18 protein-coding genes and 1 riboswitch are annotated in these 23,278 nt (G+C 33.2%); of the genes, 14 read left to right on the plus strand and 4 right to left on the minus strand.

The annotated features are described in order from the left end of the window. Nucleotides 1-756 carry a hypothetical protein gene (locus AN960_RS15830; RefSeq protein ID WP_056473402.1) on the plus strand — a complete coding sequence of 252 codons (756 nt, stop codon included), beginning with the start codon at nucleotides 1-3 and terminating at the stop codon, nucleotides 754-756. Nucleotides 757-1,114: 358 nt separating this feature from the next. Here the strand turns inward: AN960_RS15830 and AN960_RS15835 are convergent, their stop codons facing one another. Further along, entirely contained in the window at nucleotides 1,115-4,624 is a 3,510-nt protein-coding gene (locus AN960_RS15835; protein WP_056473404.1) for a S8 family serine peptidase, read from the minus strand. A gap of 550 nt (nucleotides 4,625-5,174) precedes the next feature. Here AN960_RS15835 and AN960_RS15845 point away from each other — a divergent pair. The 6 genes from AN960_RS15845 to AN960_RS15870 all read left to right on the plus strand — a co-directional run bounded on the left by AN960_RS15845 (nucleotide 5,175) and on the right by AN960_RS15870 (nucleotide 13,020). Continuing rightward, entirely contained in the window at nucleotides 5,175-5,780 is a 606-nt protein-coding gene (locus tag AN960_RS15845; RefSeq protein WP_056473407.1) for a DUF6944 family repetitive protein, read from the plus strand. 293 nt (nucleotides 5,781-6,073) lie between these two features. After that, nucleotides 6,074-6,793 (plus strand): sigma-70 family RNA polymerase sigma factor, encoded by a 720-nt coding sequence (locus AN960_RS15850; RefSeq protein WP_056473409.1) that lies wholly within the window; start codon nucleotides 6,074-6,076, stop codon nucleotides 6,791-6,793. Nucleotides 6,794-6,824: 31 nt separating this feature from the next. Continuing rightward, entirely contained in the window at nucleotides 6,825-7,409 is a 585-nt protein-coding gene (clpP, locus tag AN960_RS15855) for an ATP-dependent Clp endopeptidase proteolytic subunit ClpP (RefSeq protein ID WP_056473411.1), read from the plus strand. A gap of 224 nt (nucleotides 7,410-7,633) precedes the next feature. After that, nucleotides 7,634-8,125: a quercetin 2,3-dioxygenase gene (locus tag AN960_RS15860; protein WP_056473414.1), complete on the plus strand. Its 492-nt coding sequence runs from the start codon at nucleotides 7,634-7,636 to the stop codon at nucleotides 8,123-8,125. 80 nt (nucleotides 8,126-8,205) lie between these two features. Next, complete coding sequence (locus AN960_RS15865; protein ID WP_056473415.1) at nucleotides 8,206-8,925, plus strand: nucleotidyltransferase domain-containing protein; 720 nt, start codon at nucleotides 8,206-8,208, stop codon at nucleotides 8,923-8,925. A 552-nt stretch (nucleotides 8,926-9,477) separates the two neighbouring features. Further along, entirely contained in the window at nucleotides 9,478-13,020 is a 3,543-nt protein-coding gene (locus AN960_RS15870) for a S8 family serine peptidase (RefSeq protein ID WP_056473416.1), read from the plus strand. A 79-nt stretch (nucleotides 13,021-13,099) separates the two neighbouring features. Here the strand turns inward: AN960_RS15870 and AN960_RS15875 are convergent, their stop codons facing one another. Further along, nucleotides 13,100-14,218: a GerAB/ArcD/ProY family transporter gene (locus AN960_RS15875; RefSeq protein ID WP_056473418.1), complete on the minus strand. Its 1,119-nt coding sequence runs from the start codon at nucleotides 14,216-14,218 to the stop codon at nucleotides 13,100-13,102. Nucleotides 14,219-14,395: 177 nt separating this feature from the next. Between AN960_RS15875 and AN960_RS15880 the strand changes: the two genes are divergently transcribed. The 4 genes from AN960_RS15880 to AN960_RS15895 all read left to right on the plus strand — a co-directional run bounded on the left by AN960_RS15880 (nucleotide 14,396) and on the right by AN960_RS15895 (nucleotide 18,731). Then, nucleotides 14,396-14,851, plus strand: a complete 456-nt coding sequence (locus AN960_RS15880; RefSeq protein WP_056473420.1) for a GNAT family N-acetyltransferase — start codon at nucleotides 14,396-14,398, stop codon at nucleotides 14,849-14,851. 193 nt (nucleotides 14,852-15,044) lie between these two features. Further along, nucleotides 15,045-16,028 carry a ketoacyl-ACP synthase III gene (locus AN960_RS15885; protein WP_172795424.1) on the plus strand — a complete coding sequence of 328 codons (984 nt, stop codon included), beginning with the start codon at nucleotides 15,045-15,047 and terminating at the stop codon, nucleotides 16,026-16,028. Nucleotides 16,029-16,450: 422 nt separating this feature from the next. Then, nucleotides 16,451-17,413 (plus strand): NAD(P)H-dependent glycerol-3-phosphate dehydrogenase, encoded by a 963-nt coding sequence (locus AN960_RS15890; protein WP_056473421.1) that lies wholly within the window; start codon nucleotides 16,451-16,453, stop codon nucleotides 17,411-17,413. A gap of 178 nt (nucleotides 17,414-17,591) precedes the next feature. Next, a riboswitch (purine riboswitch) is annotated at nucleotides 17,592-17,695 on the plus strand. 193 nt (nucleotides 17,696-17,888) lie between these two features. After that, nucleotides 17,889-18,731: a 5'-methylthioadenosine/S-adenosylhomocysteine nucleosidase gene (locus AN960_RS15895; RefSeq protein ID WP_056473537.1), complete on the plus strand. Its 843-nt coding sequence runs from the start codon at nucleotides 17,889-17,891 to the stop codon at nucleotides 18,729-18,731. 53 nt (nucleotides 18,732-18,784) lie between these two features. Here AN960_RS15895 and AN960_RS15900 read toward each other — a convergent pair whose 3' ends face one another. Next, nucleotides 18,785-19,363 (minus strand): DUF2087 domain-containing protein, encoded by a 579-nt coding sequence (locus AN960_RS15900; RefSeq protein WP_056473423.1) that lies wholly within the window; start codon nucleotides 19,361-19,363, stop codon nucleotides 18,785-18,787. 492 nt (nucleotides 19,364-19,855) lie between these two features. On the opposite strand from AN960_RS15900, the gene AN960_RS15905 reads away from it, so the two are divergent. From AN960_RS15905 to AN960_RS15915, 3 genes are all read left to right on the plus strand, one after another. Further along, on the plus strand, nucleotides 19,856-21,133 hold the full coding sequence (locus tag AN960_RS15905; protein WP_056473424.1) for an MDR family MFS transporter: 1,278 nt from the start codon (nucleotides 19,856-19,858) through the stop codon (nucleotides 21,131-21,133). Between the two features lie 120 nt (nucleotides 21,134-21,253). Further along, complete coding sequence (locus AN960_RS15910; protein ID WP_056473426.1) at nucleotides 21,254-21,955, plus strand: hypothetical protein; 702 nt, start codon at nucleotides 21,254-21,256, stop codon at nucleotides 21,953-21,955. Between the two features lie 258 nt (nucleotides 21,956-22,213). After that, nucleotides 22,214-22,735 carry a GNAT family N-acetyltransferase gene (locus AN960_RS15915; protein ID WP_056473428.1) on the plus strand — a complete coding sequence of 174 codons (522 nt, stop codon included), beginning with the start codon at nucleotides 22,214-22,216 and terminating at the stop codon, nucleotides 22,733-22,735. Nucleotides 22,736-22,813: 78 nt separating this feature from the next. On the opposite strand, the gene AN960_RS15920 is transcribed toward AN960_RS15915, so the two are convergent. Next, nucleotides 22,814-23,215 (minus strand): ester cyclase, encoded by a 402-nt coding sequence (locus AN960_RS15920; RefSeq protein ID WP_056473430.1) that lies wholly within the window; start codon nucleotides 23,213-23,215, stop codon nucleotides 22,814-22,816. Between the last annotated feature and the right edge of the window lie 63 nt (nucleotides 23,216-23,278).

Below are 23,278 nucleotides of genomic sequence, written 5' to 3' on the forward strand. Positions count from 1 at the left end.
ATGAAAAGAGCGATTTGTTTATCTCAAGCTATAATTCTACTTATTACCCTAGCAGGCTGTACACCATTTAATTCAAAAGATAATAATCTACAAAAAACAAGCAATTCACAAGAAGTTAGCAAAATTAAACAGAATCGTGAATTAGAATTAGTTGCTGTAAAAGAAGCTACTGAGAAAGATTCTTCACCTTCTAAAGCAGCTATCCACCAGTATGAGTTTCATTTTAAAGATAACTCAAAATCGAGTCCTTCAAAGGATTCAATCGTAAATGAAGCCACATTAGGAAATAGAAGTATAGTCATATTGAATACTCAAGAACTGGATAGTAACTTTGCTGTATTTGATTATGAAAATGAAAAGAATTTATGGAGAATCCGAAGTTTGATTACTTTAGATGTGAAGAATGGACAGTATTTTAAAGATAAAGGTGGTTTAAAATTACCTTTTGAAAAATTTGTAGTTGCCACATCTACTGATTCTAATCCAGAGATTTGGTCATTTGCAGATCATAAAAATATCGTAGCAGTTGCTAAATATAAAGAGTTTCCTTTCGAATCATCTGGTATAAATACCTTAAAAAGTGATAGTGGTAAGAGAAAATATTATTCTTACAAGAAAAACAAAAAAGAATTTATATTCTACCACGATTCTGAATATATCGTAGTTATATCAGGTAATTTAGCATTTAAAGATATGATAAAGCTTGCAGATTCTTTACCGACTGTTAGCTCAGCGAACTTTCCAAGAAACAATTAGATAATAAAGTAAAAAGAGCAAGAGGAGCCGGGTCATATTTTAGGAGTCGGTGTGAAAAAATTAAACTGAAATTTACGATTGAAGATCCTAATGGAAATGTGGTTGACACTTGGACAGAAAAAAATAATGAGAATGCTTATAAAGTATGGGCTCCAACAGCTGACATGCCTGCTGGAAAATACAAAGTGACATTGGTAAAACCGTAGTATATTAAACTAAAAAAACCTCAATCCGCTATGAGTCTTAGTTTGATTGTGGTTTTTATTTTCGGAAATAGGGTTAAGCCTATAGTACGAGTGGGTTTATATTAATCAAAAAAGCTATCAATTCCTTAAATCAGGAAGGATAGCTTTTTTAATTATTGTACTACTGTTATTTTTTTAGGTGTAGAAGTAATTTTAAATCCATCCTTCGTAACTACATCAGCAGAGATATAGTACGTGCCATTCGGAAGGTCAGGCTTTGGTACCCATGTTGTATGGATTTCTTTTTCATTTTTAAATGCAATCGTATCGACGACATTACCATTTGCATCTTTTACATTGAATGTCCAATCACTTCTATTTTGAGCAAAATAGTCGATATCTGCTTGTCTATCTTTATTTATTTTAGTTGTAGGATATACACTAGCATTTGAAAGAACCATCCAATCACTCATATATTTTGGACTCTGATCTCCCCAGACTGTGTATGAGTGATTAAATGCATTGTCAGCTCCAATAACGACAATACTTTTCGGTTCTGTATTTACTACTAATGTTTGTGCTGAGCCTGGCATATAGTTATTACCGTCAACCCAAACAGATGAAGCAACATAACCACTGCCGTTTTCGTTATCTGTACCTTTCCATGAAATTTCATATTTACCATTAGTTGGTGTTACTTTTATATCTGTAACCTTTGGTAGAGTAGAATCTACTTTTACTGGCATTTTTACTTCTTGTGGTCTAGCACCTGGATAGTCTAGAGTTGTTCTGATTACATATTGATAAGTTCCATCAGGTACAAGATTGCCTAACTGATCAGTCATATTCCAATAGTAACTGTCAGCATAAGAATAATCACCGTATGACATAATATTTTTTCTAAATTTCCAAGGTGTTCCTGTAAATTCACTAAAGTCTCCTAAGTAATTAACGATTTTTCCTGATTGGTCTTTAATATACATTTCAGTTTTTTGTAAATTTCGTAATGCTGTAAATCCAGCATATATACCTTGTAAATGATAGTTCGGAGAGATGGCAATTTTATTTAAATTGAAAGTTCCAGTTTTACCATCATACCCCTTTGGTGCACTTCCAGAATATTCATCCCATAGTGCCGTATAGCCTAAAAATGCATCTTTATCCCATGCTGGAGCATCTATATTACGTGGTTCATCCCATTTTCCGTAAAAGCCCATATATGGAACTGATATAGTAACTGCTTTACTCTTGTCAACAGGAACTAGACGTACAAATCCTTCTACGAAACTATTATTCTTTATTGAATCAGGTAAAGAAACATTCACAGTTAACATTTTTGATTGGCCAGGTTTAATTTTTAGTAATGCTCCAGTTTTATCTGTTACTTTATTATCATTTACTGTGATCGATGCACCTTGAATTCGTTCACTAGTTAAAGTTAGATAATCTTTTGAATCCATCGTTCCATCGTTATCTAAGTCAAATTGCTTCGTTTCAGTTTTATCCTTAAGCAAGTCAACATAAACATTGTATTCAATATCAGCACTATTATTTTTACCTTTAGGTGCATCAAAAGCATCTACGTTTAATTTAAAACTTGTATTTTTGCCGATTTCTTTTAATGCTACAGCGCCAGCTTGTTCTAAAGGTGTGTTTCTACTTGTAACAATAATCGGAGTGTTGATTGCATTTTGAATTTGCATTAAACCAGCGCCTTGTAAGCGAGGAGAATAAGGAACCTCTCCATTAGTTTTTGGATCCATTACAATACTTGATGTGTTCATTAATGCAATTTTTGCTTTTAAAGCGGTATCTTCAGAATGTTGTAGCCCTTTTTCATAAAGTGACTGTAACACTAAAGCTGAACCACCCGCAACATGAGGGGTTGCCATAGATGTTCCACTCATCACTTCATAATCATTTCCAGGTACAGTTGAATAAATATTTCCACCAGGAGCAGAAATTTCAGGTTTAAAATCTAATGTTGATGGCGTACCATACGATGAAAAACTAGACATTTTGTTTTTGTTAACATTATCGACCCAAGTATCGCCCGCTAATTTCATTTTTACAATTTGTCCACTTGTTAGTTTATTTATTAACTCTTGCCCTACTGCTTTACCAGTTGTAGCAGCCGGGATGGAGTACTCGCTCCAACCCAAGTAAGGATAATCAGGTAAATCATCAGGTGGAATTGCAATTACTGCTTTAGCTTTAGCTCGTGCAGCATTAAATTGTAAGAAGGAGTAGTAAGTATATTGATTTTTGAATTTTGCTACTACAATTTTTCCTTCTACATTTTTATTAGTAAAATCAGCATTAGATGCTCCTTCGCCGACATATACTAGTTCATATTCCTGACCAAGTGTCAAGTTTTTAGAAAGCTTAAAATTAACACTTGGGGCAAACATTGTTTGATCTTGGAAAGGAAGTTTAAAACCACTTGCATCACCTAACGTGTTTAAATGCATTTTAGTATTTTCATAGGATGCAACCGATAAAGCATATGGGCTGACTCCTGGTGCACCGACTGTCCCAATATCAGGATCTTCTGCATAAGGTTGTTGGGCAGAAGGAAAAGGTAATGGATAATCAGTACTGTATGCCGAATTACCCGCCGCTACTACTACGAGGCTACCATGTTCTGTTGCAACTCGAATTGCTTTTTGAATAGGGTCGTCATCTTCACTAACATATCCTGCATCTACACCTAAACTCATATTGATTACATCTGCGCCCATTGTTACAGCATGTTCAATACCAGCAATAATATCGTCCTCGTAAGCAGCTGCATCATTATCCGAGAATACTTTCTCAGCCAATAATTGTGTACCTGGAGCTATACCTTGAACCCCACCAGTTGAGTCATCACCATTTGCACCGACGATTCCTGAAACATGTGTACCATGTGGACTACCATCACCTCGTGGGATAACATCGGTGTCATGATCAGCCCAGTCATAACCAGTTGGTACTTTATCTGTGTACCAAATATCCCATACTGCTGTAGCATCTAATTTACTTTGTATTCCACTTTTAGTTAATTTTTCTTTTTGTTTTCCCTTTTCCGTGATCGACATATCTTTATGTGTGTAATCAATACCTGAATCAATAATTGCTACAAGTAATCCCTCACCTTGGTAACCATATTGACTCCAAACCTTTTGAGCTTGTACTAATTCTTTGCTTGCTGCCATCGTTTCGTGGAATGTTCTTGCAATATGTACGCTAGTTACACCAGGAGTTTTCTTAATCTCGTTCAAGTTTTGATACTCTGTCTCAACACTCAATCCATTAAATCCTTCATAAAAGCGTTGTTTTAGCTTTGGAGAATGCGATTTAGCCCTATTATTCTTTTTGATTCCGTCCATTACTTTGTCTTGCTTTTCTTTGAATAATGATCTTTTGTTAGCAGATGTAAGATTAGTAGTTGAAGGCTGTGCAACTTCAACGATAAAACGAACTTTATCAGTTGGTTTATAATTCTTTTCTGCTTTTTGACCATCTTTATATAGGTTTTCTTTCCCTTTTTGATCTAGTTTATGCGGTTCTTGAAAGTTAAGTGGTTTAGAAAGTGGTGTTGATTGTTTTGCAGATGCGAGTGCAGTATAAGATGAAAAAATTAAAGATGATAAAGCTGCGGTAGTCATTACTTTAAATGCATTCATTTTACTGATTTTCATTAAAACTCTCCTTTTCAATATGAAAATTTATCAATAATTGTATTTCTTAAACACGCTTTTAAGAGGATAGTAGGTTTTTAAAGATGAGTGTTTGGAAATGTTAAACTAACTCTTATATTGAGTGACTAAATAAATACAATAATTAATATATATCCCACTAAATTTTAAGTAAATTGGGGAAATTCCACACTTTTAATGTGTGAATTTTCTGATTACAATGACAAGAATAGACAATTTCCGAACTTGGTTAATTATTCCAAGACAATTATTTTTAGGGAATCTGTTAGAATTTGGTGAAAAATCATTATTTGCCGGACTATTGATTTGGGGAAATTTTGTCAAAATCAATTATTTTTTAATGATTCGATTAAAAAAAGTTAAAGTTTTTTAATAAGTGTAGGCTGAGGTTTGGGAAATCGCACGATTATTTTTAAATCACATTTTTAAAGGGAGGTTATTAGAAGAAACTGTTACATTAAAATAGGCACATAATCGGACCCTCATTCATAATACTACGATAAAGGTTACTTTTAGCAGGATGGTGGTTGAAATGGGAGACGAGTCTAAAGCATTAGTGGGATCTGTGATTGTATCGATTGGAACAATTACAGCTGCAATTGGCTCCACGCCATCTAACTATATAAAAAGTAGTGTTCGTGATGACTTATCTATAATCGGAAATGTTTTGCAGGCTACAGGAAATGGAATTGATGCTGATGTTGAGGGTACTGTACTCAGAGCACCTGGAAAATTAATAGGAGCAAGCGGAAATATTACTGTTCTTTCAGGACTGGTTTTCGACATTCAAAAAGAAGCATCCTATAAATTATTCATTGCAGGAAACTTGTTACAAGCTTTAGGGCAAGGCGTTAATATTGGAGATGTAGTTGACCTTACTCCTTTCCCAGGCCAGGCCGAAAATATTGTAGGGAGTCTGACATCATTTGTTGGAAACTCTTTACAGGCAATTGGATGGTCAGAAGCACTATATGATCTTAAAGAGGATGAAACGAAGCTTAATTATTATGAGGAATATCTAAAAAAAGTAACGGCTACCGAATCTGAAACATTGGTTGCGATAGGAAGTTGGATTCAAGCAATTGGCACTGTTATTTCAGTAATTGGGGTAGTAAAAGAAGTAAGTGGCGCAAATTAACCGAAAAAAGGTAAATGCTACGAAACTTTGCGGAATTTGAGTTTAATAAGTTATACGTACATTAGTATAAAATATAGACAGAAGCGGGGATCAATTGTTCACGCTTTATTTGTATTGATCGGTTTTAGCTTAACTATGTTAAAATGCATTAACAGTAGAAAGTAAACGAAAATTATAGAAGAGTTTTTTAGTAAAGTTACATAAATTAAATAAAAAAACTTTTTACCCCCGTATCTTTTTGTACTTCTATTCCGTTTATAGGTTAGAGAGTGTTAATAAAGGAGTGAACATAAATGTCTAGTAAGTTTAGTCTTCACAGCATAGAAAAGGAAAAACAGGATGAAGCAACAGATGAATTCTATTGGAAGAATTACTATCCAAAATTGCAACGCTATTGTCGATTTCTAGCCCAAAATGAATGGGATGGTGACGATATTGCGCAAGAAGCTTATTTTAAAGCAATAAAATACTATAGTAAGGAAAAAATGAATTCGGCTATATTAAATAAAATAGCTTACAATCATTGGATTGATACTTTACGAAAAAGAAAAGAAGAAACGATAACTCCTGATTTTGAACTTTCTAAATATGCAGCTAGTCATCCGATTGATCATAAAATGAATAGTGTGGAGCTCTTACTTAAACATTTTACTCCAAAACAAGCGGTTATCTTTTTTCTAAAAGAAGCATTTCAATATAAATCCAAGGAAATAGCAGACATCTTAGGAACAACAGAAATAGCCATAAAATCTAGTCTGCATCGAGCGAAAAAGCGTCTAGATAAAACGAACAAAGAGGAACAATCCCTTTCTGTTGACTATTTTTGGAATGAGGAAGAACGCATGAAGCTTGAAGAAATTTTTCATTCAGCTTTAGAAGTCCAAGATCCTACCGTCTTAATTCAAGCGATCCCTTCCTTTGATCGAATTATTGAAAGTCCTAAAATGCTATTCGGTAATTTCCAATCAGCTCGAACTCAAACTCCTTCAAGCACTCTCTGCATGGCTGCATAGCCAATTAACGCTTTAAAGGAGGATTTTTTAAATGACGACAGTTCCTTATGTTATTGAACAATCTAATCGTGGTGAACGTTCATATGATATTTATTCCCGTTTGTTAAAGGATCGAATTATTATTATCGGTGATGAAATAAACGATCATGTAGCAAATAGTGTAGTTGCACAATTATTATTTTTAGCTGCAGATGCACCTGATAAAGAAATTTCACTTTATATAAATAGCCCTGGTGGGTCAACTTCAGCAGGATTTGCGATTTATGATACGATGCAATATATAAAGCCCGATGTTAGAACCATTTGTACGGGAATGGCAGCATCATTTGGTGCAATGCTTTTGCTGGCAGGAACAAAGGGGAAACGTTTTGCGCTTCCAAACAGCGAAATCATGATTCATCAACCATTAGGTGGGGCAAAAGGCCAGGCAACAGAAATTGAAATATCAGCACGCCGCATTTTAAAATTACGAGAACATATTAATCAAATAATTGCCGACCGAACAGGGCAGTCAGTTGAGAAGGTGGCAAAGGATACAGATCGTGATTATTTTATGAGTGCAGAAGAAGCGAAAGAATATGGAATAATTGATGAGATTCTATATCCAAATAATTAACTTTATAATTAACTAAAGTAAAAAGGTTAGCGATGCTAGCCTTTTTTTCGTGCACGGAGACAAGAATTGTTTTTACTTGTTTAAAAATGTAAAAATAATACCGAGATTATTATAACGGGAGATTGTAATTGTAATGAATAAGCTAATTTTCTATGAATAGCATTAATTAGTACGTTAAAAGTTGTTCTAATTAAATACAATAAATTAGAAGAGAAGGGATACAAATGACTTTCGAACAAAAGAGTATAGCAGGCTTTATGCACCGAGGTATTACAGAAAAGAATACTTACTTCTTTTTAAATGATTTTGCTTCCATCTTAGTAAGTGGGGAAGATACAAACGGAGCATTTTGCGTCTTGCACTGCAACGGTAAAAAAGATGGTGGACCTCCTCTTCATGTACATGAAGAGGAGGATGAAACGTTTTATGTATTAGAAGGAGAAATTACTTTTTTTATTGGTAATCATACAATTTTGGCAAAGGCTGGAGATTATGTATTTGCTCCTCGAAGAATTCCCCATACATTTAATGTACGCTCTGAAGAAACTAAGTTCATTGTTACTGCTTATCCATCAGGTTTTGATCAATTTGTAAAAGAACTATCTGTACCATTTTATAAAGGATTCAAAAAGCCTGAAGGTCCTCCATCAGCTGAAAAACTTCATAAGTTAATCGAGGTGTCAAAAAAATATAAAATTTCTTATCCAAGTTTATAAATTTAATAGAAGACTATGTTCTCCTTGGAATCTTATGTATTCTTTAATTAAATGGTTTTCTTAGGAAAAGAGGATACGATATGAATTATTTTAATAAGCTAAATCCAATTGAAGCAGCACAACACTTTTTAAATAAGCATTGTCCAAACTGTCAGGGAGCATTATTAGCGGGTAGCGTAGTACGCGGGGAGGCAACAGAAACATCTGATCTTGATATCGTTATTTTTGATAAAAGCCTTAGCTCTTCATATAGAGAGTCATTAAATGAGTTTGGTTGGGAGATAGAAGTTTTTGTACATAATTTATCATCCTATAAACAATTTTTTAAAAGCGATTATGAGAGAGCTAGACCTTCACTTCCAAGGATGGTTTCTGAGGGGATTATCTTAAAGGATACTGGAATAATGGAGGATATTAAAAAAGAAGCAAAAGATTTATTAGATAGGGGACCAAAAAAATGGTCAGAAGAAACAATAAAAATAAAGAGATATTTTATCACAGATGCACTGAATGATTTTAAAGGTTCCACTAGTAGAGCGGAGGAATTATTTATAGCAAATACTTTAGCTGAACTAGTAAGCGAATTCGTTTTAAGAACAAATTGTAAATGGATTGGTTCATCAAAATGGGTCGTGCGTTCATTAAGAACTTATAACGAAGAATTTGCTAACTGTTTTGTAGATGCTTTTGATTTGTTTTATAGGACTGGTGAAAAGAATCAAATTTTCAAATTAGTGAATGAAGTTTTGCAACCATTTGGAGGACAATTATTTGAAGGGTTTTCTTTAGGCAAAATGTAGATTTGTAATTCAATCGTATGCATGTTAAGTAATAGGGGTCATATTTATGACTCTTTTTATTTTGGAAAGATTTAAAAGCTAATACTTACATTAAACTATTAAACTTACCTAATAAAATAATAAAATTCATAGTTTTTCGATGTTTCTCTTGCAATATATTAGGTAATTTTTCCTGTTTTTTCGCCAAGGTTATCGAATTCTTGCTAAAAAAATATTTGTTTTGTTTTATTTTCCCCAATTTTCAGTTTTATCATTTCGGTCAAAAAATAAAAAATCCGACAAAAAAATATCTTTTTTTCCATGGATTAACATATTTTTGCATATGTCTGACATTTCTATGTATAAATATGATGAAAAATTTTGCGGAAAAACTAAGTAGATTCCCCCAATATACGTTCATATATGACAGATGTACAATTTAAATGTATTTAATTAACAGCCGCGAAAATCAGGTGAATAGGAAAACTTAAGTTTGTCATTATATTTAACTATTACTCTATAGATCCAAGGTGGATTTAAGTAAATACAGAATAAATGTGTAGGAGTGTTGTTATGAAAAACGGAAAATTTAAAGCGTTTAAAGTTATGTCTACAACTGCCTTAGTATCATTACTTTTTACATCATTAGCTTTTGCAGACAACGATAACGTTACACCTCAAACTGATTCAACTGAAGGAATGGTTGAACAAGGAACATTTACTAAGAATAATTTAGATTTATCTCAAGAAAACTCATTGTATAAAGAAAGCAACAATCAAGAAGCTACAAAACAAGATGTTACAAAAACGTATAAACCAGATGAAGAAGTTCATTTAATCGTTGAAGTGGAACAACCTACGGATAGCGAGCAAGCTACACCTGAACATAAAAAAGCAATGTTTAAAGAAAAGCAAGACAATGTAATTGGTGAAATCTCAAAAGGAAAAAATTCTAAATCAAATGCAGCTTTTAAAGTGAAGCACCGTTACTTTGAAGGTTTTAATGGATTCAGTATTGAAACAGAATATAAAAATTTAAAAGATATCCAGTCGATCCCTGGCGTTAAGCATGTTCAAGTTGCTAGAACATTCCACGAAACGATGGCAGCAAGTAAAGAATTAGTACAAGCTCAAAAGGTATGGGAGCAATATGGCTATAAAGGGGAAGGTTTAGTAGTAGGAGTTGTCGATTCTGGTATTGATTGGACTCATAAAGATATGACTCTATCAGATACAGCTAAGGCGAAAGAAAAATGGACAAAGGATAAATTTGACCAATTCGCAACAACAACAGATGTAAACGAACAATGGTATTCAGATAAAGTACCATCTGGATATGACTGGGCAGACAACGATACAAATGTTATTCCTGGACCAAAAGGTAGTTCGCATGGTACGCACGTATCTGGAACGATTGGAGCAAATGGTGATGATTCTAAGGGCGGAGTAGCTGGTATTGCACCTGGAGTTCAACTATTAGCAGAAAAGGTATTTTCTGATAATGGTGGCGGGGCTTATGAAGATGATATTATCGCGGGAATCGAGCATGCGGTTACGATGGGCGCAGATGTAATTAACATGAGCTTAGGTAGCGATGCAGGTTATGTAGACGAAAATTATGATCCAATCCAAAAAGCAATCAGAAATGCGACTGAAAAAGGTACATTAGTTGTAGTAGCAGCTGGAAATTCAGCATTCAGTTCGGAAGCCTTGCTAACACCTGCAACAATAAGACCATTTGCGGAAAATCCTGATATTGGAACGGTTGGCTCACCTGGTGTTAGTCCATATGCAATATCAGTTGCTTCCTATGAAAATTCTAAAATTCATATGAACGCAATTTCAGATGGAAGCTTAGCAGTACCATTCAAAGACCATTCTCAATATGGACAAGCTTTCAATGTATCTAATAATCTATTACCAAATACAAACTATGATTTGGTATATGTAAATGAAGGAAAAACGGCGGCTGATTATCCAAAAGGAAAAACGAATTACATTGCAGTAGTTAAACTATTAAATTCATATAGTACTGTTTCATCTATTCAATTTACTGCAAAAGCTGCAGGAGCGAAGGCTATTATTATGATCCCACCTTCAAACTGGCCTGATTATGTAACACTACCTGTAACACCATCTGCAACACCAACTGCTTCAACAAGTAAATCAATCGGTCAAGCATTATTAGATAAAATGAGTAAAATGCCTACTGGTCAATATTTAAGTATGAAAAATATCGGCGATTATTGGGTAGATAATCCAGATAAAGACACAATGTCTTATTTCTCATCAATGGGTACAACTCCAACATTAGACTTTAAACCAGAAATGTCGGCTCCGGGTGGAAATATTTATTCAACTATTCCTGGAAATAAGTATCAAGTAATGAGTGGTACATCAATGGCGACACCACATGTTGCAGGTGGTTCAGCATTAGTATTACAGTCACTTTATGAAAAAGGATTAAAACACTCAGAAGATACTGTTTTAAAAGCGAAAGTTGCATTAATGAATACATCTAAAGTCATTATGGATCCAAGAACAAATAGTGAAGTTCCATATTCACCACGTATTCAAGGGTCTGGTTTAATGCAAATTCAAAATGCTATTAATACACCAGTTGTTGTAACAAATCGAAACGCTCCTTTAGAACAGGCTGGCTCGGTAGCATTAAAGGAAATCGGACAAAATACAAGCTTTAAATTAAACGTAGATGCTTTTGACGCACCTAAAGGTAAAAATAATAGTGCTGATATTGAATACAATGTATATGTTGATTTATTAAAAGATAAGACAGAAACAAAGCAATTTGATTTTGATCATGATGGCCAATTAGATTCTAAAGATTATTTAACATTATCAAGTGATCAAATTAAGGGAGCAAAAGTCACTGTAAATGATAATATCGTAACAGATAAAATTGGGTCTACATTGAAAATCAAACCAGGTCAATCAAAAATGTTAACAGTTAATATATCTTTACCAGCTTCATTAACGAAAAACAGTTTTGTTGAAGGATATGTTCGTCTTGTACCAGTAGCAAAAGACCAAGATAAAGCTGTACCGTTAACTATGCCTTATATGGGCTTCTATGGAAAATGGGATGAGCCACGTAACATCGATGCTCCAGCTTGGGAAAAAGATTCTTTTGCAGGTCATACAGCACTATGGAATGATAGTACAGAGGGAGGAGCACCATTAGGATATAATGGAGCGGGCTTTGACTTAAACCATATTGCATTCTCTCCAAACTTTATTGATAAAGGTATCTTTGGAGGAATGTCGGTTTTACGTAACTTAGAAAAAGCCGAAATCTCTATTGAAGATTCTGCTGGAAAACAAATTAGATATCTAGGTGACTATAGTGAATATACAGGTACTGGTAAACCTTGGAAATTTAATAAAAACATGATGTTTAATCAAGATTATGGATACAGTTTATATCAATGGGATATGAAAGACACATCAGGAAATTTTGTTCCTGATGGTACCTACTATTATGTAATTAAAACAACGTTAGCATATCCAAACGCTAGACCACAAACAGTTAAAATGCCAATGATCGTGGATTCAGTTGCACCAAAGATTTCTGATATTAAAGTAACACCAAACAACGGTAAATATGATATTACATTTAATGCGACTGATAATGCAACTGACTTTAACTATGCTGATGTTTATGTAAATGGAACATTTTATGAACTAAGACCAGGCGTAACGAAACTAACGGTTAATACAGAACCAAAAGGTATGGTAATCAGATATAATGATTATGCAGGAAACAATGCTTGGACAACATGGGGAGACCAAAGCTATAATAAACAAAGTATGGCGATGGTAACTTGGGGTATTTCTCCATCTACTGGTGTAAGCGCATCTAAGCCTGCAAGAATTTCACTATATGGTTATAGCAGAGTAGACTGGACGATTAATATTAAAGATGCTAAAGGAAATCTTGTAGATTCGTCTACATTCGAAAATGAGCATACTTTTAGTACACAATGGGCGCCAGAAAAAGATCTTCCAAGTGGCACATATACGGTTACAGTAGATGTTGTTACGAAAGATGGTTTTAAAGTAACAACAACGCCTAAAACTATTACGGTTACTCAATAATATAAATTTTAAAAGTATAATATAATAAACAAAAGGCTTTAGTGAAAACTGAAGCCTTTTTGTTATGTCTTTTTAATTGTTAATTGTAATTTAGGTCGTCATTATTACTTTTTAGCTTCCCTTGGACTAAGAGAACTAGTAATAAACAAACTGGAATAATCATTTGTAGTGGAATGTGTAGCAAATACGGTACTAAATGGATCCCCTCAATATGGTGTTCAAGAAAACTAGAAGCCAACCAGAGTGAAGTAAGAACTGTAATAATACCAATAGGGTAGACTAGCTGATTGCTTTTCTTAACATTAAATAAATCTGCAGCCCCAGATACCGCACAAAAAAAGTAAATTGTGATTTTTACAAAGGCGTTACATACTGCAATTACAACAATGAAAGTATCCAATCTTTGGATGAAATCGGCAATATTAATATAACTAACAGATGTTAGAAGTGGATAGGTTGTTCTTTCAATAACGGATGGGCCTAATATTGCAGTATTTAAAACAGCAAATAAGGTTAATATAAGTCCCGAAAATAATAAAGCTGGTATTCCTACTTTTATTGCTAAATCTTGTTTAGTTAAATGTGGCATAATCATTGTAAATGTAAGGACTTCTCCAAAAGGAATGGTTAAAGAAATTGGGAAAGCCTTAAATACTGGTTTCCATCCGTGTTCTAAAACGGGTCTTAAATTATCCATTTTTATTAATTTTGAAATGATTTCAAATCCTATAAATATAAAAACAAGAAAAATGATCATGATAAAAATAAATTCACATGAACGAGCGAAAGTTTCGAGACCTTTAGACATTGCATACATGATTAATAACATCATGATTAAACCGATTGAAATTAGAGAAGAAGCATTATATAGAGTGATTGTTAATAAATCCTCAAAATCACGTAAAGCACGTGCAGCGATATAAAGAAAATATAAGATATATACTAATGCAAATATTTTTCCGATATATTTTCCTAAAATAATTTGAATATATTTTGTTAAGGGGAGATCAGGAAATAATGAATATAACTTAATATACACTGCAAAAATTAAACAAGCTGCAGTGAGTCCTATTAATAAACTAATCCATCCATCTTGTTTAGCGCTAGCAAATATTTCAACTGGTGGAGAAGCACCGACCCCAAACATAAAAATCATAGAGAAGAATTGAAAACCACTTATATTTAATTTACGATTCATTTGAATTCCTTCTTTTGACTTCTAATTTTTCTTCTAGATTATTATTTTTTCCATAAAATTCTATTTTATTTAAGAGTTAATGAAGTTATTTTTTGTGACTAAAAAACCAATTAGAAGTTTATCAAAATTTAGTATAATAATAGCAATCATAAAAAAGAAGAATGAGGTGATTATTACGTGAAAATTAAGGTTGATGATTTGACTGGAACTGAAGTTGTTAAGCTAATTAGTGAGCATTTACAAGGTATGACACAGCATTCTCCACTTGAAAGCATACATGCATTAAATCTTGAAGGATTAAAGAAACCAGAAATTACGTTTTGGAGTGTATGGGAACAAAGTGAATTAGTTGGATGTGGGGCCCTAAAAGAACTTGACTCTTTAAATGGAGAAGTTAAATCTATGAGAACTTCTTCGGCTCATTTAAGAAAAGGTGTGGCAAGGTGCATGCTCCAACACATTATCAAAGAGGCGAAAAATAGAGGATACAAGAGAATTAGTTTAGAAACCGGTTCAATGGAAGCATTTGATCCAGCAAAAAAACTATATGAACTTTTTGGTTTTAAGTATTGTAAGCCTTTTGCTGATTATAAAGATGACCCTAATAGTGTTTTTATGACACTAGAGTTGTAAAATTTTTGAAAGTAAAGTTGCTGTTGTAGCAACTTTTTTTAGTTTAATACCTTTTATTTACACGCCTGACTAATGAATCACTTTCGGTAAATTAAAAGCTAGAAAAAATTTTATAATAAAATTAGTACCTAGTATTAATATCTGGTGATATAATATTGGAAAGAGATTAATAAATATGACTGAGGTGACCATAATGCACAATTCGAAAGCACGTATCACTGCAATAGGTTCATATGTACCAGAAAAAGTATTAACCAATAAGGATTTAGAAAAAATCGTTGAAACAAATGATGAATGGATTGTAAAGCGAACTGGCATAAAAGAGAGAAGAATTGCAAATGAAAATGAAAATACAAGCGACTTAAGCTTTAAGGCAATAAAGGACTTGATGGAAAAATACAATAAGTCTGTTGAAGATGTTGATATGATTATTGTTTGTACTTTAACGCCAGATTTCAAAACGCCAAGTGTTGCTTCAATTATTCAAGCAAAGCTTGGAATAAAAAATGCTGGAGCAATCGATTTAAATGCTGCTTGCGCAGGTTTTACTTACGGTTTGTATATGGCAAATGGATTAATTACATCAGGATTAAACCGTAAAATTTTGGTAGTTGGAGCAGAAACTTTATCAAAAATAACCGATTACGAAGATCGCACTACTTGTATTCTATTTGGTGATGGCGCTGGCGCAGCCTTAGTAGAGTATGATGAAGAACAACCTAGCTTCATTTCCTCCTACTTAGGATCAGAAGGCGAAAAAGGGAAACATTTATATTGCTCAAATTTATCAAATCAAATGTTTGGAGAAGAGATAATTAATAACAATAATATCGTTCAAAATGGACGCGAGGTATATAAATGGGCAGTTACGACAGTACCAAAAGGAATGCAAGCTGTACTAAATAATGGATCAACTTTATTAAATGAAGTTGATTGGTTTGTTCCTCATAGTGCAAATTTAAGAATGATTGAATCAATCTGCGAAAGAAGTGAATATCCAATCGATAAAACGTTAAATAGCTTAGTAGATTGCGGAAATACATCATCAGCCACGATCCCATTATCTTTAGTTAAGGGCGTGAAGGAAGGGAAACTTAAATATGGAGATAAGGTTTTATTGTATGGCTTTGGTGGTGGATTAACTCACGCAGGATTACTTATTAATTGGACTTTGTAATAGGACTAGGTTACTCGAGTGGGGCATGAGTAAGTAAAAATGCAAAAAGAAAAAAAAGGTTACTCATGAGAGGGTCATGAGTAAGTTAGATAGCAAGAAGAAGAAAAAAAGTTACTCATGAGAGTGTCATGAGTAAGTAAGAAAGCAAAAAGAAGAAAAAAGGTTACTCATGAGAGGTTCATGAGTAAGTAAAAAAGTAAAAAGAAGAAAAAAGGTTACTCATAAAAAGTTCATGAGTTAGTAAAACAGTAAGATGAAAAAAACTTACTCAATACAGGCTTTAGCCATACTCAACTTTACTTGTGAAAACTCATTCTTCAACAGTCTGAAGAAGTCTAATAGGTTATTAAATTAGACTTCTTTTTTGAGTTTTTTGGTTAGTCCAGTTACTCGATTATAAATTTTGGAAGGAAGAGTAGTGTATGAATGTATCTGTCCTAGGCTGCGGTAGATGGGGAACTTTTTTAGCTTGGTACGCTAATCGAGTTAGCCATAATGTAGTTTTATGGGGAAGAGAAAACTCTAGAAATTTTATTGGCTTAAATCAGACAAGAAAAAATGACTATTTAAGCCTACCAGATGGAATTGAGTTAACGAGCTCTTTAGAAGGTGCATTATCTTTTGCAGAAGTCATTATTATTTCAATTAGTGCACAAGAGCTAAGAACATTTGCAAATCGCTTAAGTCAATATAATGAAATACAAGGTAAAACTTTTATCCTCTGTATGAAAGGCATAGAATCTTCAACAGGAAAAAGACTCACACAAGTCTTTCGTGAAGAAGTTGGGAAAAATAGCAATGTAGCGGTTTGGGTAGGGCCTGGTCATGTACAAGACTTTGTAAGAAATATACCAAATTGCATGGTTATCGGTTCGGAGAATATTGAAGTAACAAAACAGATTGCTAAAGCATTTAACAGTGAGTTAATACGTTTTTATTATGGGCAAGACTTAATTGGTAATGAAATTGGAGCTGCAACAAAAAATGTCATGGGAATAGCTGCAGGAATGCTTGATGGATTTAACTATAGTAGTTTAAAAGGATCATTGATGGCTAGAGGAACGAGAGAAATTTCTCGTTTAATAAGGGCAATGGGTGGAAATGATTTAACAATTTACGGTTTAAGTCACTTAGGAGACTATGAGGCAACACTCTTTTCTATGCATAGTCATAATCGAAAGTTTGGGCAGGCATTTGTTGAAGGAAAACCATTTGATAAATTAGCGGAAGGGGTTTCTACAATTAAGGCTTTAAAGGAACTTTCTGATCAGTATGATGTTGAACTACCGATTTGTAACGCATTGTTTGAAATAATTTATGAACATAAAAATGCGAAAGAAACTTTAGAGGAATTATTTTTAAGACCACTAAAATTTGAATTCTGAAAAAATGAAATTTTATTTCGGTTGATTTAGAAAAAGATAATAAATTCATTGTTTTCTTAGCTTATTATACAGATTAAACCTTTTGTTTTCCTTAAAATACGAACATTATTGTTTGTATTATAAAAAAAGTTCATATTTTATATTGAAAATATATTTCGAGTTTGATATATTAGCAGTGTAATCATTCATAAACATTACTCGTATATGCTCAGTAATATGGTCTGAGCGTTTCTACCTGGTTCCCATTGAAAGAACTAGACTACGGGTTAAAGTATACTTGGTTTCATTTTTTTGTAACCAATAATGAGGGTTTAGCATTAAATTTTATTTATTGCTAATCTATACTTTAACTTTCGTAGGTCTAGAAGGTAGAGATTGTTCTACTTTTTCTAGACCATTTTTTTTGACTAAAACATCGAGTGTGATCATCATCAAGGGGGAAAAGACATTGTTAAAAAAATACTGTTTATTAGGAATCATTTCTGCACTATTAATCTCTGTATCTGTAGGTTATAACTTTAAATCGAATACTGCAGAAGCAAAAACTAAACATCTTAGACCAATTATTATTGAGGGACCAATGCCAATTGAGGCTGAAAAGTTTGCAAGTAAATTAGAACATGTAAAAATTGAAAAATCAGGTAGCTTCGTATTTTACAAAGGTACTTTAAATCATTACCCAGTTATCGTAGCAAAAACAGGTAAAGGTATGGAAAATACTGCTGCAGCTACAGCGATTGCAATTGAAAAATATAAACCAATCGCAATTATTAACCAAGGAACTTCTGGTGGTCATGACCCAAATTTAAATGTTTTTGATATCGTATTAGGTAAAAATACAACGAATATTGGTTCTTTAAAAACAGAAACGAAGGACGAAAACCAAGGAATTGATGCTACTCAATGGAAACCAATGGACTTAATGGCTTCTGAAGGTAGTGCAGGTGAAGATCCAAATGCTGAAAAACCACGTTTTTACGAAGGTAATAAAGATTTATTAGCAGCTGCAAATGCAGTGAAAAACAAATACACTAAAGGTAAGGTTGTAGAAGGTACAATCGGATCTGCAGACGTTTGGAACAATGAAGTTGATCGCATTAAATGGTTCCATACTAAATATGGAACTTCAGTAGAAGAAATGGAAGGCGCTGCTGCAGCTCAAATCTCTCAAGCATATAATGTAGCTTTCTTAGGAATTCGCGTATTATCAAACAACAAAACAAATGGCGGTAAATATGATCCAACTACAGCTGATGCTTGTCAGGAGTATGTAATGGAAGTAGTTAAGAAATATATTTCTACAAATCCAAGTAAATAATAAATTGAAAAAGAGATATTTTAAAGTATCTCTTTTTCTGTTTTTCTTTCTATTTACTTCATCCACCATAATTCAACTGGATTTAATTCATACTGATTGTTTTCGCGATACATAAATTGACACATAATGAGCTCTCGTCTTAGAGTGGCGTAATCTTCATGAAATTCCTTCAAATATTCATTGATTTCCTTTTCTTGATAAACTCTACCAAATTCTAAGCCTTTAATCATATGTACTAAAACGACAAGCTTTTTCTTTCGCTGAGCAGGATAAATTTTAAGTTTGCCTTCCTTAGTAAAGAAATTATTGATAATACTTGAACGTTCACTTTCAGTAACTGACATTTCCATATTGGAATCTCCTCCTGTTCCTACTGTGAAAATTGCTTTCGCACTCATTTCTAAAATTTTAGTATTTAGAGAGAAATAGATTGTATTTTTATCTCGGCGCTCTTTAACCAGACCAACTTCTCTAAGCTTTGACATATGATGGGTAATTGTTGGAGGTTTTAGACCTAATTTACTGGCAATTTCTTGCCCACTTAAATGACCTTGCTGAAGTAAAGCAATAATGCGTACTCGAGTAAGATCACCTAAAGCTTTATGGAAATCGACAATTTTATTTAATTGCACTTAATATACACCTACTTTTATACTTATCTAATTAGATGATAATCTAATTAGTGTTTCATTTCAATAAGTAGCTTTAACTGAACGCAAAATTTAGTTATTTTTTACTAAATATTTATATTTAATGACTTAGATAGGATAACGATAAGCTTGTATCGAATGTTGCAACTAGATGGTTTAAGGAATACTTTACATCTGGAAATCTTAAGGTATTAGATGAGCTTATAACAGACGATTTTGTCTATCATTCTGGAAATGGAGTTAATACGCATACAGTTTTTTAAACAATTCAAATTGGTTTGCTTTAGATATTCCAGTTTTTCTCATTTATATAGGATAAAAGTATGGGGATTGCATATTGGCATAATCAAAAATAACTGCTATGCTAATTGAGTGAAAAATTTAAAAAGGGGGAATTTTCATGCAAATAATGGGTTTATTCGGTACTAGTTTAAAACGAAGGGGATTCAATAGATAAAGAAAGGTTGAAACAACATGGGGATACTTAAGTTTCACAAAAATATCAAAATTCGAATACTCGAATCATTCTTAAGTTCGTCAATTGGAAGTATGATTTTTCCTTTTATGGCGATTTATTTATCTAAACATTTTGGGGTAAAACAAGCAGGATTACTTTTGCTTGTAAATGTATTTATAGGAATTATTATGAACTTTTTTGGAGGCTATTTTTCGGATCAGTTTGGCCGGAAAAAGACGATTGTGTTTGCCGAAACAATTCGGTTACTCGCGTTTATTACAATGATGTTTTGTAATTCACCTTGGTTTTCATCACCTCTTATTACATTCTTTATGATGACTTTAAATAGTATTTGTTGGGGACTAGCAGGGCCAGCTAATCAGGCCATGTTAATAGATGTGAGTAAGCCAGAAGAACGGAAGCTTATGTACTCAATCATGTACTGGTCGAACAATTTATCAATTGCGATTGGTGGTATGCTTGGAGGATTTTTATTTAAATCATATTTATTTGAATTATTATTAGCACTATCAGTTGCTTCACTTGTTACATGGGTCTTAATTACGTTCTTTGTCGAAGAAAGCTTAGTTACTGAAAAGGAAGAAACGAAGACGATTGCTCATCATGCTCAAAAGATGATTTCAAATTACCGTGACGTTTTTCAAGATAGACTATTTATTCTTTATGTACTGGCGGGTTTGTTAGTACTTTCAATGGAATTTCAGTTAACAAATTATATAAGTATTCGATTAGCGAATGATTTCCACACACAACATTTATTGAACTGGACATTTGGCGGAATCGAGATGAATGGTTTTCTGCGAACAGAAAACACGATACTTGTAGTCGTAATGGCCCTTTTTGCTTCTAAAATTGTAGGGAAATTGGATGATCGAAAAACGTTAATTTGGAGTTGTATTGCATTTGTTGGTGGATATGCAGTGATTTCATATAGTAACTCTATTTGGCTATTATTTATAGCAATGTTCATCGCAACAGTTGCGGAAGTATTAAGAGTACCTGTTCAACAAAACTATATGGCTAACTTACCAGCTGACGAAACAAGGAGTTCCTATATGGCGGTTGCAGGTTTAACATTTAATTTAGCGATGTTTATCTGCTCAATAACTGTTTCACTAAGTGCATATTTATCTAATTTCGCGACATCTTTCTTTTTAACGAGTTTAGGTGTAATCGGTATTCTTATCTTTGTTCGAATTACTCCTGCATTGGAGAGAAGAATTAAGGGAGAAATATTGCAGGAGCAGGGACAGTCAGCTGGAATAAATTCTTAATTTACAGGGAGTTGCTTTTTGCAGCTCTCTTTTTTTGTGGATAAGGTGAGTAGGCGAATCCTTTAGATTGAGGTTATATTTTCCATATTAGGACACCTTAATGGTAAAGGTGGTGTTTCGATGAACCGACGTTTAATCGCTGTGTTAATTAGTACTTTTACATTTTTTTCTTCTTCATCTGTAAGTGCGCGGCAAGCTGAACGAGTGGTTATGAATGGAATCCCAAGCGATGTGTGGCAGGAAAATATCTATCTAATCGCTGACCGAATTGATTGGAAAGAATATCGGAATTTTGACGTTCAAATTGGTAATGAAGGATTGCTATATCACTTCCCAACATGGAAAAGTGGGAAGTATGGGACCAAAATGTTTAGTGAAGATTTAAATAAAGATAAACAAAATGAAGTCATTATCGTATTGGATAATTTCAATGATCCGATTCATTTATTGCAAATTAGTAAGAATGATGACCAAAGCGAAGAATATAAGGAAGTTCCAATTGAATCGGTGTCTGAAGCAGTTAAACGCCTTGTGGAAATGGAGAAAAAAGGGGATATTGTAACTATATCAACTAAACAAAAAACGTATAAAGTTAATTTAAAATCGTTAGGATTTAAAGATACCTCTTCTGACGATAGTGTATATACCCACGTGCCAGTGGACTATATTGTTGATAAGAAAAAACTAGTTGCAGATGCTGTCGTAATGATATCAACAGACGGCGGAGGAGCGATCGGAAATTTGAAGCTTTTATATGATTGGAATGGAAAGAAATATGAGGTTCAGTCAATTTCATTTGAGAAATATAATCGCAAAAGGTAGAGCACCTGTGGAGTTGCTTTTTTTGTTGTAGGAATTGAAAATCTCAAATAAGTGAGTCACAGTTAAAGCAGGGGAATCACAATAAAAAAAGAGTAATCGCAAATAAAAAGAGAGAATCCCAATTAAAAAAGAGTAGCTGCTTTAATTAGGAAATTACTACTTTTTACGTCACTACAATGAAAATTCATGAAAAATTAAAGGACTTATCGTCACTTTGAAGGTATATATTTCTTAAAAGAGTGGTGTGAGGTGGAAGGGTTGATTATAAGGAAAGCTACAATGTCAGATGCAAAAGGCATCGCTAAAGTTCATGTTGATAGTTGGAAAACTACTTACCGAAATATAATTCCTAACGAGTTTTTAGAGAAGTTATCTTATGTACAAAGAGAGAAATTGTGGGAGCTTAATCTTTCAAAAGTAGAGGATTATGTGGTTGTTGCGGAAAATGATAATGGGGAAATTATCGGTTTTGCAGATTGTGGAAAAAGAGAGAGGAATCAAGTCGATCACTCTGGTGACTTAACATCTATTTATCTACTTGAGGAATATCAAGGTAAAGGAATCGGAAAACAGCTAATGAAACAGCTGTTTCTACAGTTTCAAAAATGGGGTTATAATCGGGTATTCGTCGAGGTTTTAGAAGACAATAAAACACGCTATTTCTATGAATATTATGGTGCTGATTTATTGAAATCAGATAAGATTACATTTTCAGGATCTGAATTGAATTTACTAATTTATGAATGGGGAGATGTAAATGAAGTATTAGCTAAATTGTAATAAAATCGTATTTTATTATTTATCAAAGCATGATAAAACTACCAATTATTCTATAAGAATAGTTGGTAGTTTTTTATATTATTTTGGCCCTAATTGACTTATAAGAGTTGGTGTATCAAATAACCCACGATGAGTTAAAATTTTTCCATTTTCAACTTTGAATTCCCTAAATAAAGATACTTTTACCGAATTTTCGGTTGGGGCGTTACCTCTAAAAAATCCAGTGTTTGTTCCTGTGAATTCAAGTCTTGTGATAACAGTTTCTCCTTGGGAGACAATTTCTTCAATCGTGTAATGGCTATCTGGGAAACCTGTGAAAATTACGTTAGCGAATTGTTTTAATCCTTCTGTTGAACCATAAGAGTAATCTTTGTAATCAGGTGATAAAAAATGGTTAGTGCTGTCTAGTTTATTCTGATTCCAGAAAACTTCAATAAATTCTTTTACTAATTCTTTATTATTTTGTTCGATTGATTTCATAACATGATTCTCCTTATTTGTTTGGCTTAATACATATGTTAAATTATAATAGTGACAAAAACT

It is taken from the genome of Bacillus sp. FJAT-25509 (assembly GCF_001420605.1).
In the GTDB taxonomy this organism is placed as follows: Bacteria; Bacillota; Bacilli; order Bacillales; family Bacillaceae_G; genus Gottfriedia.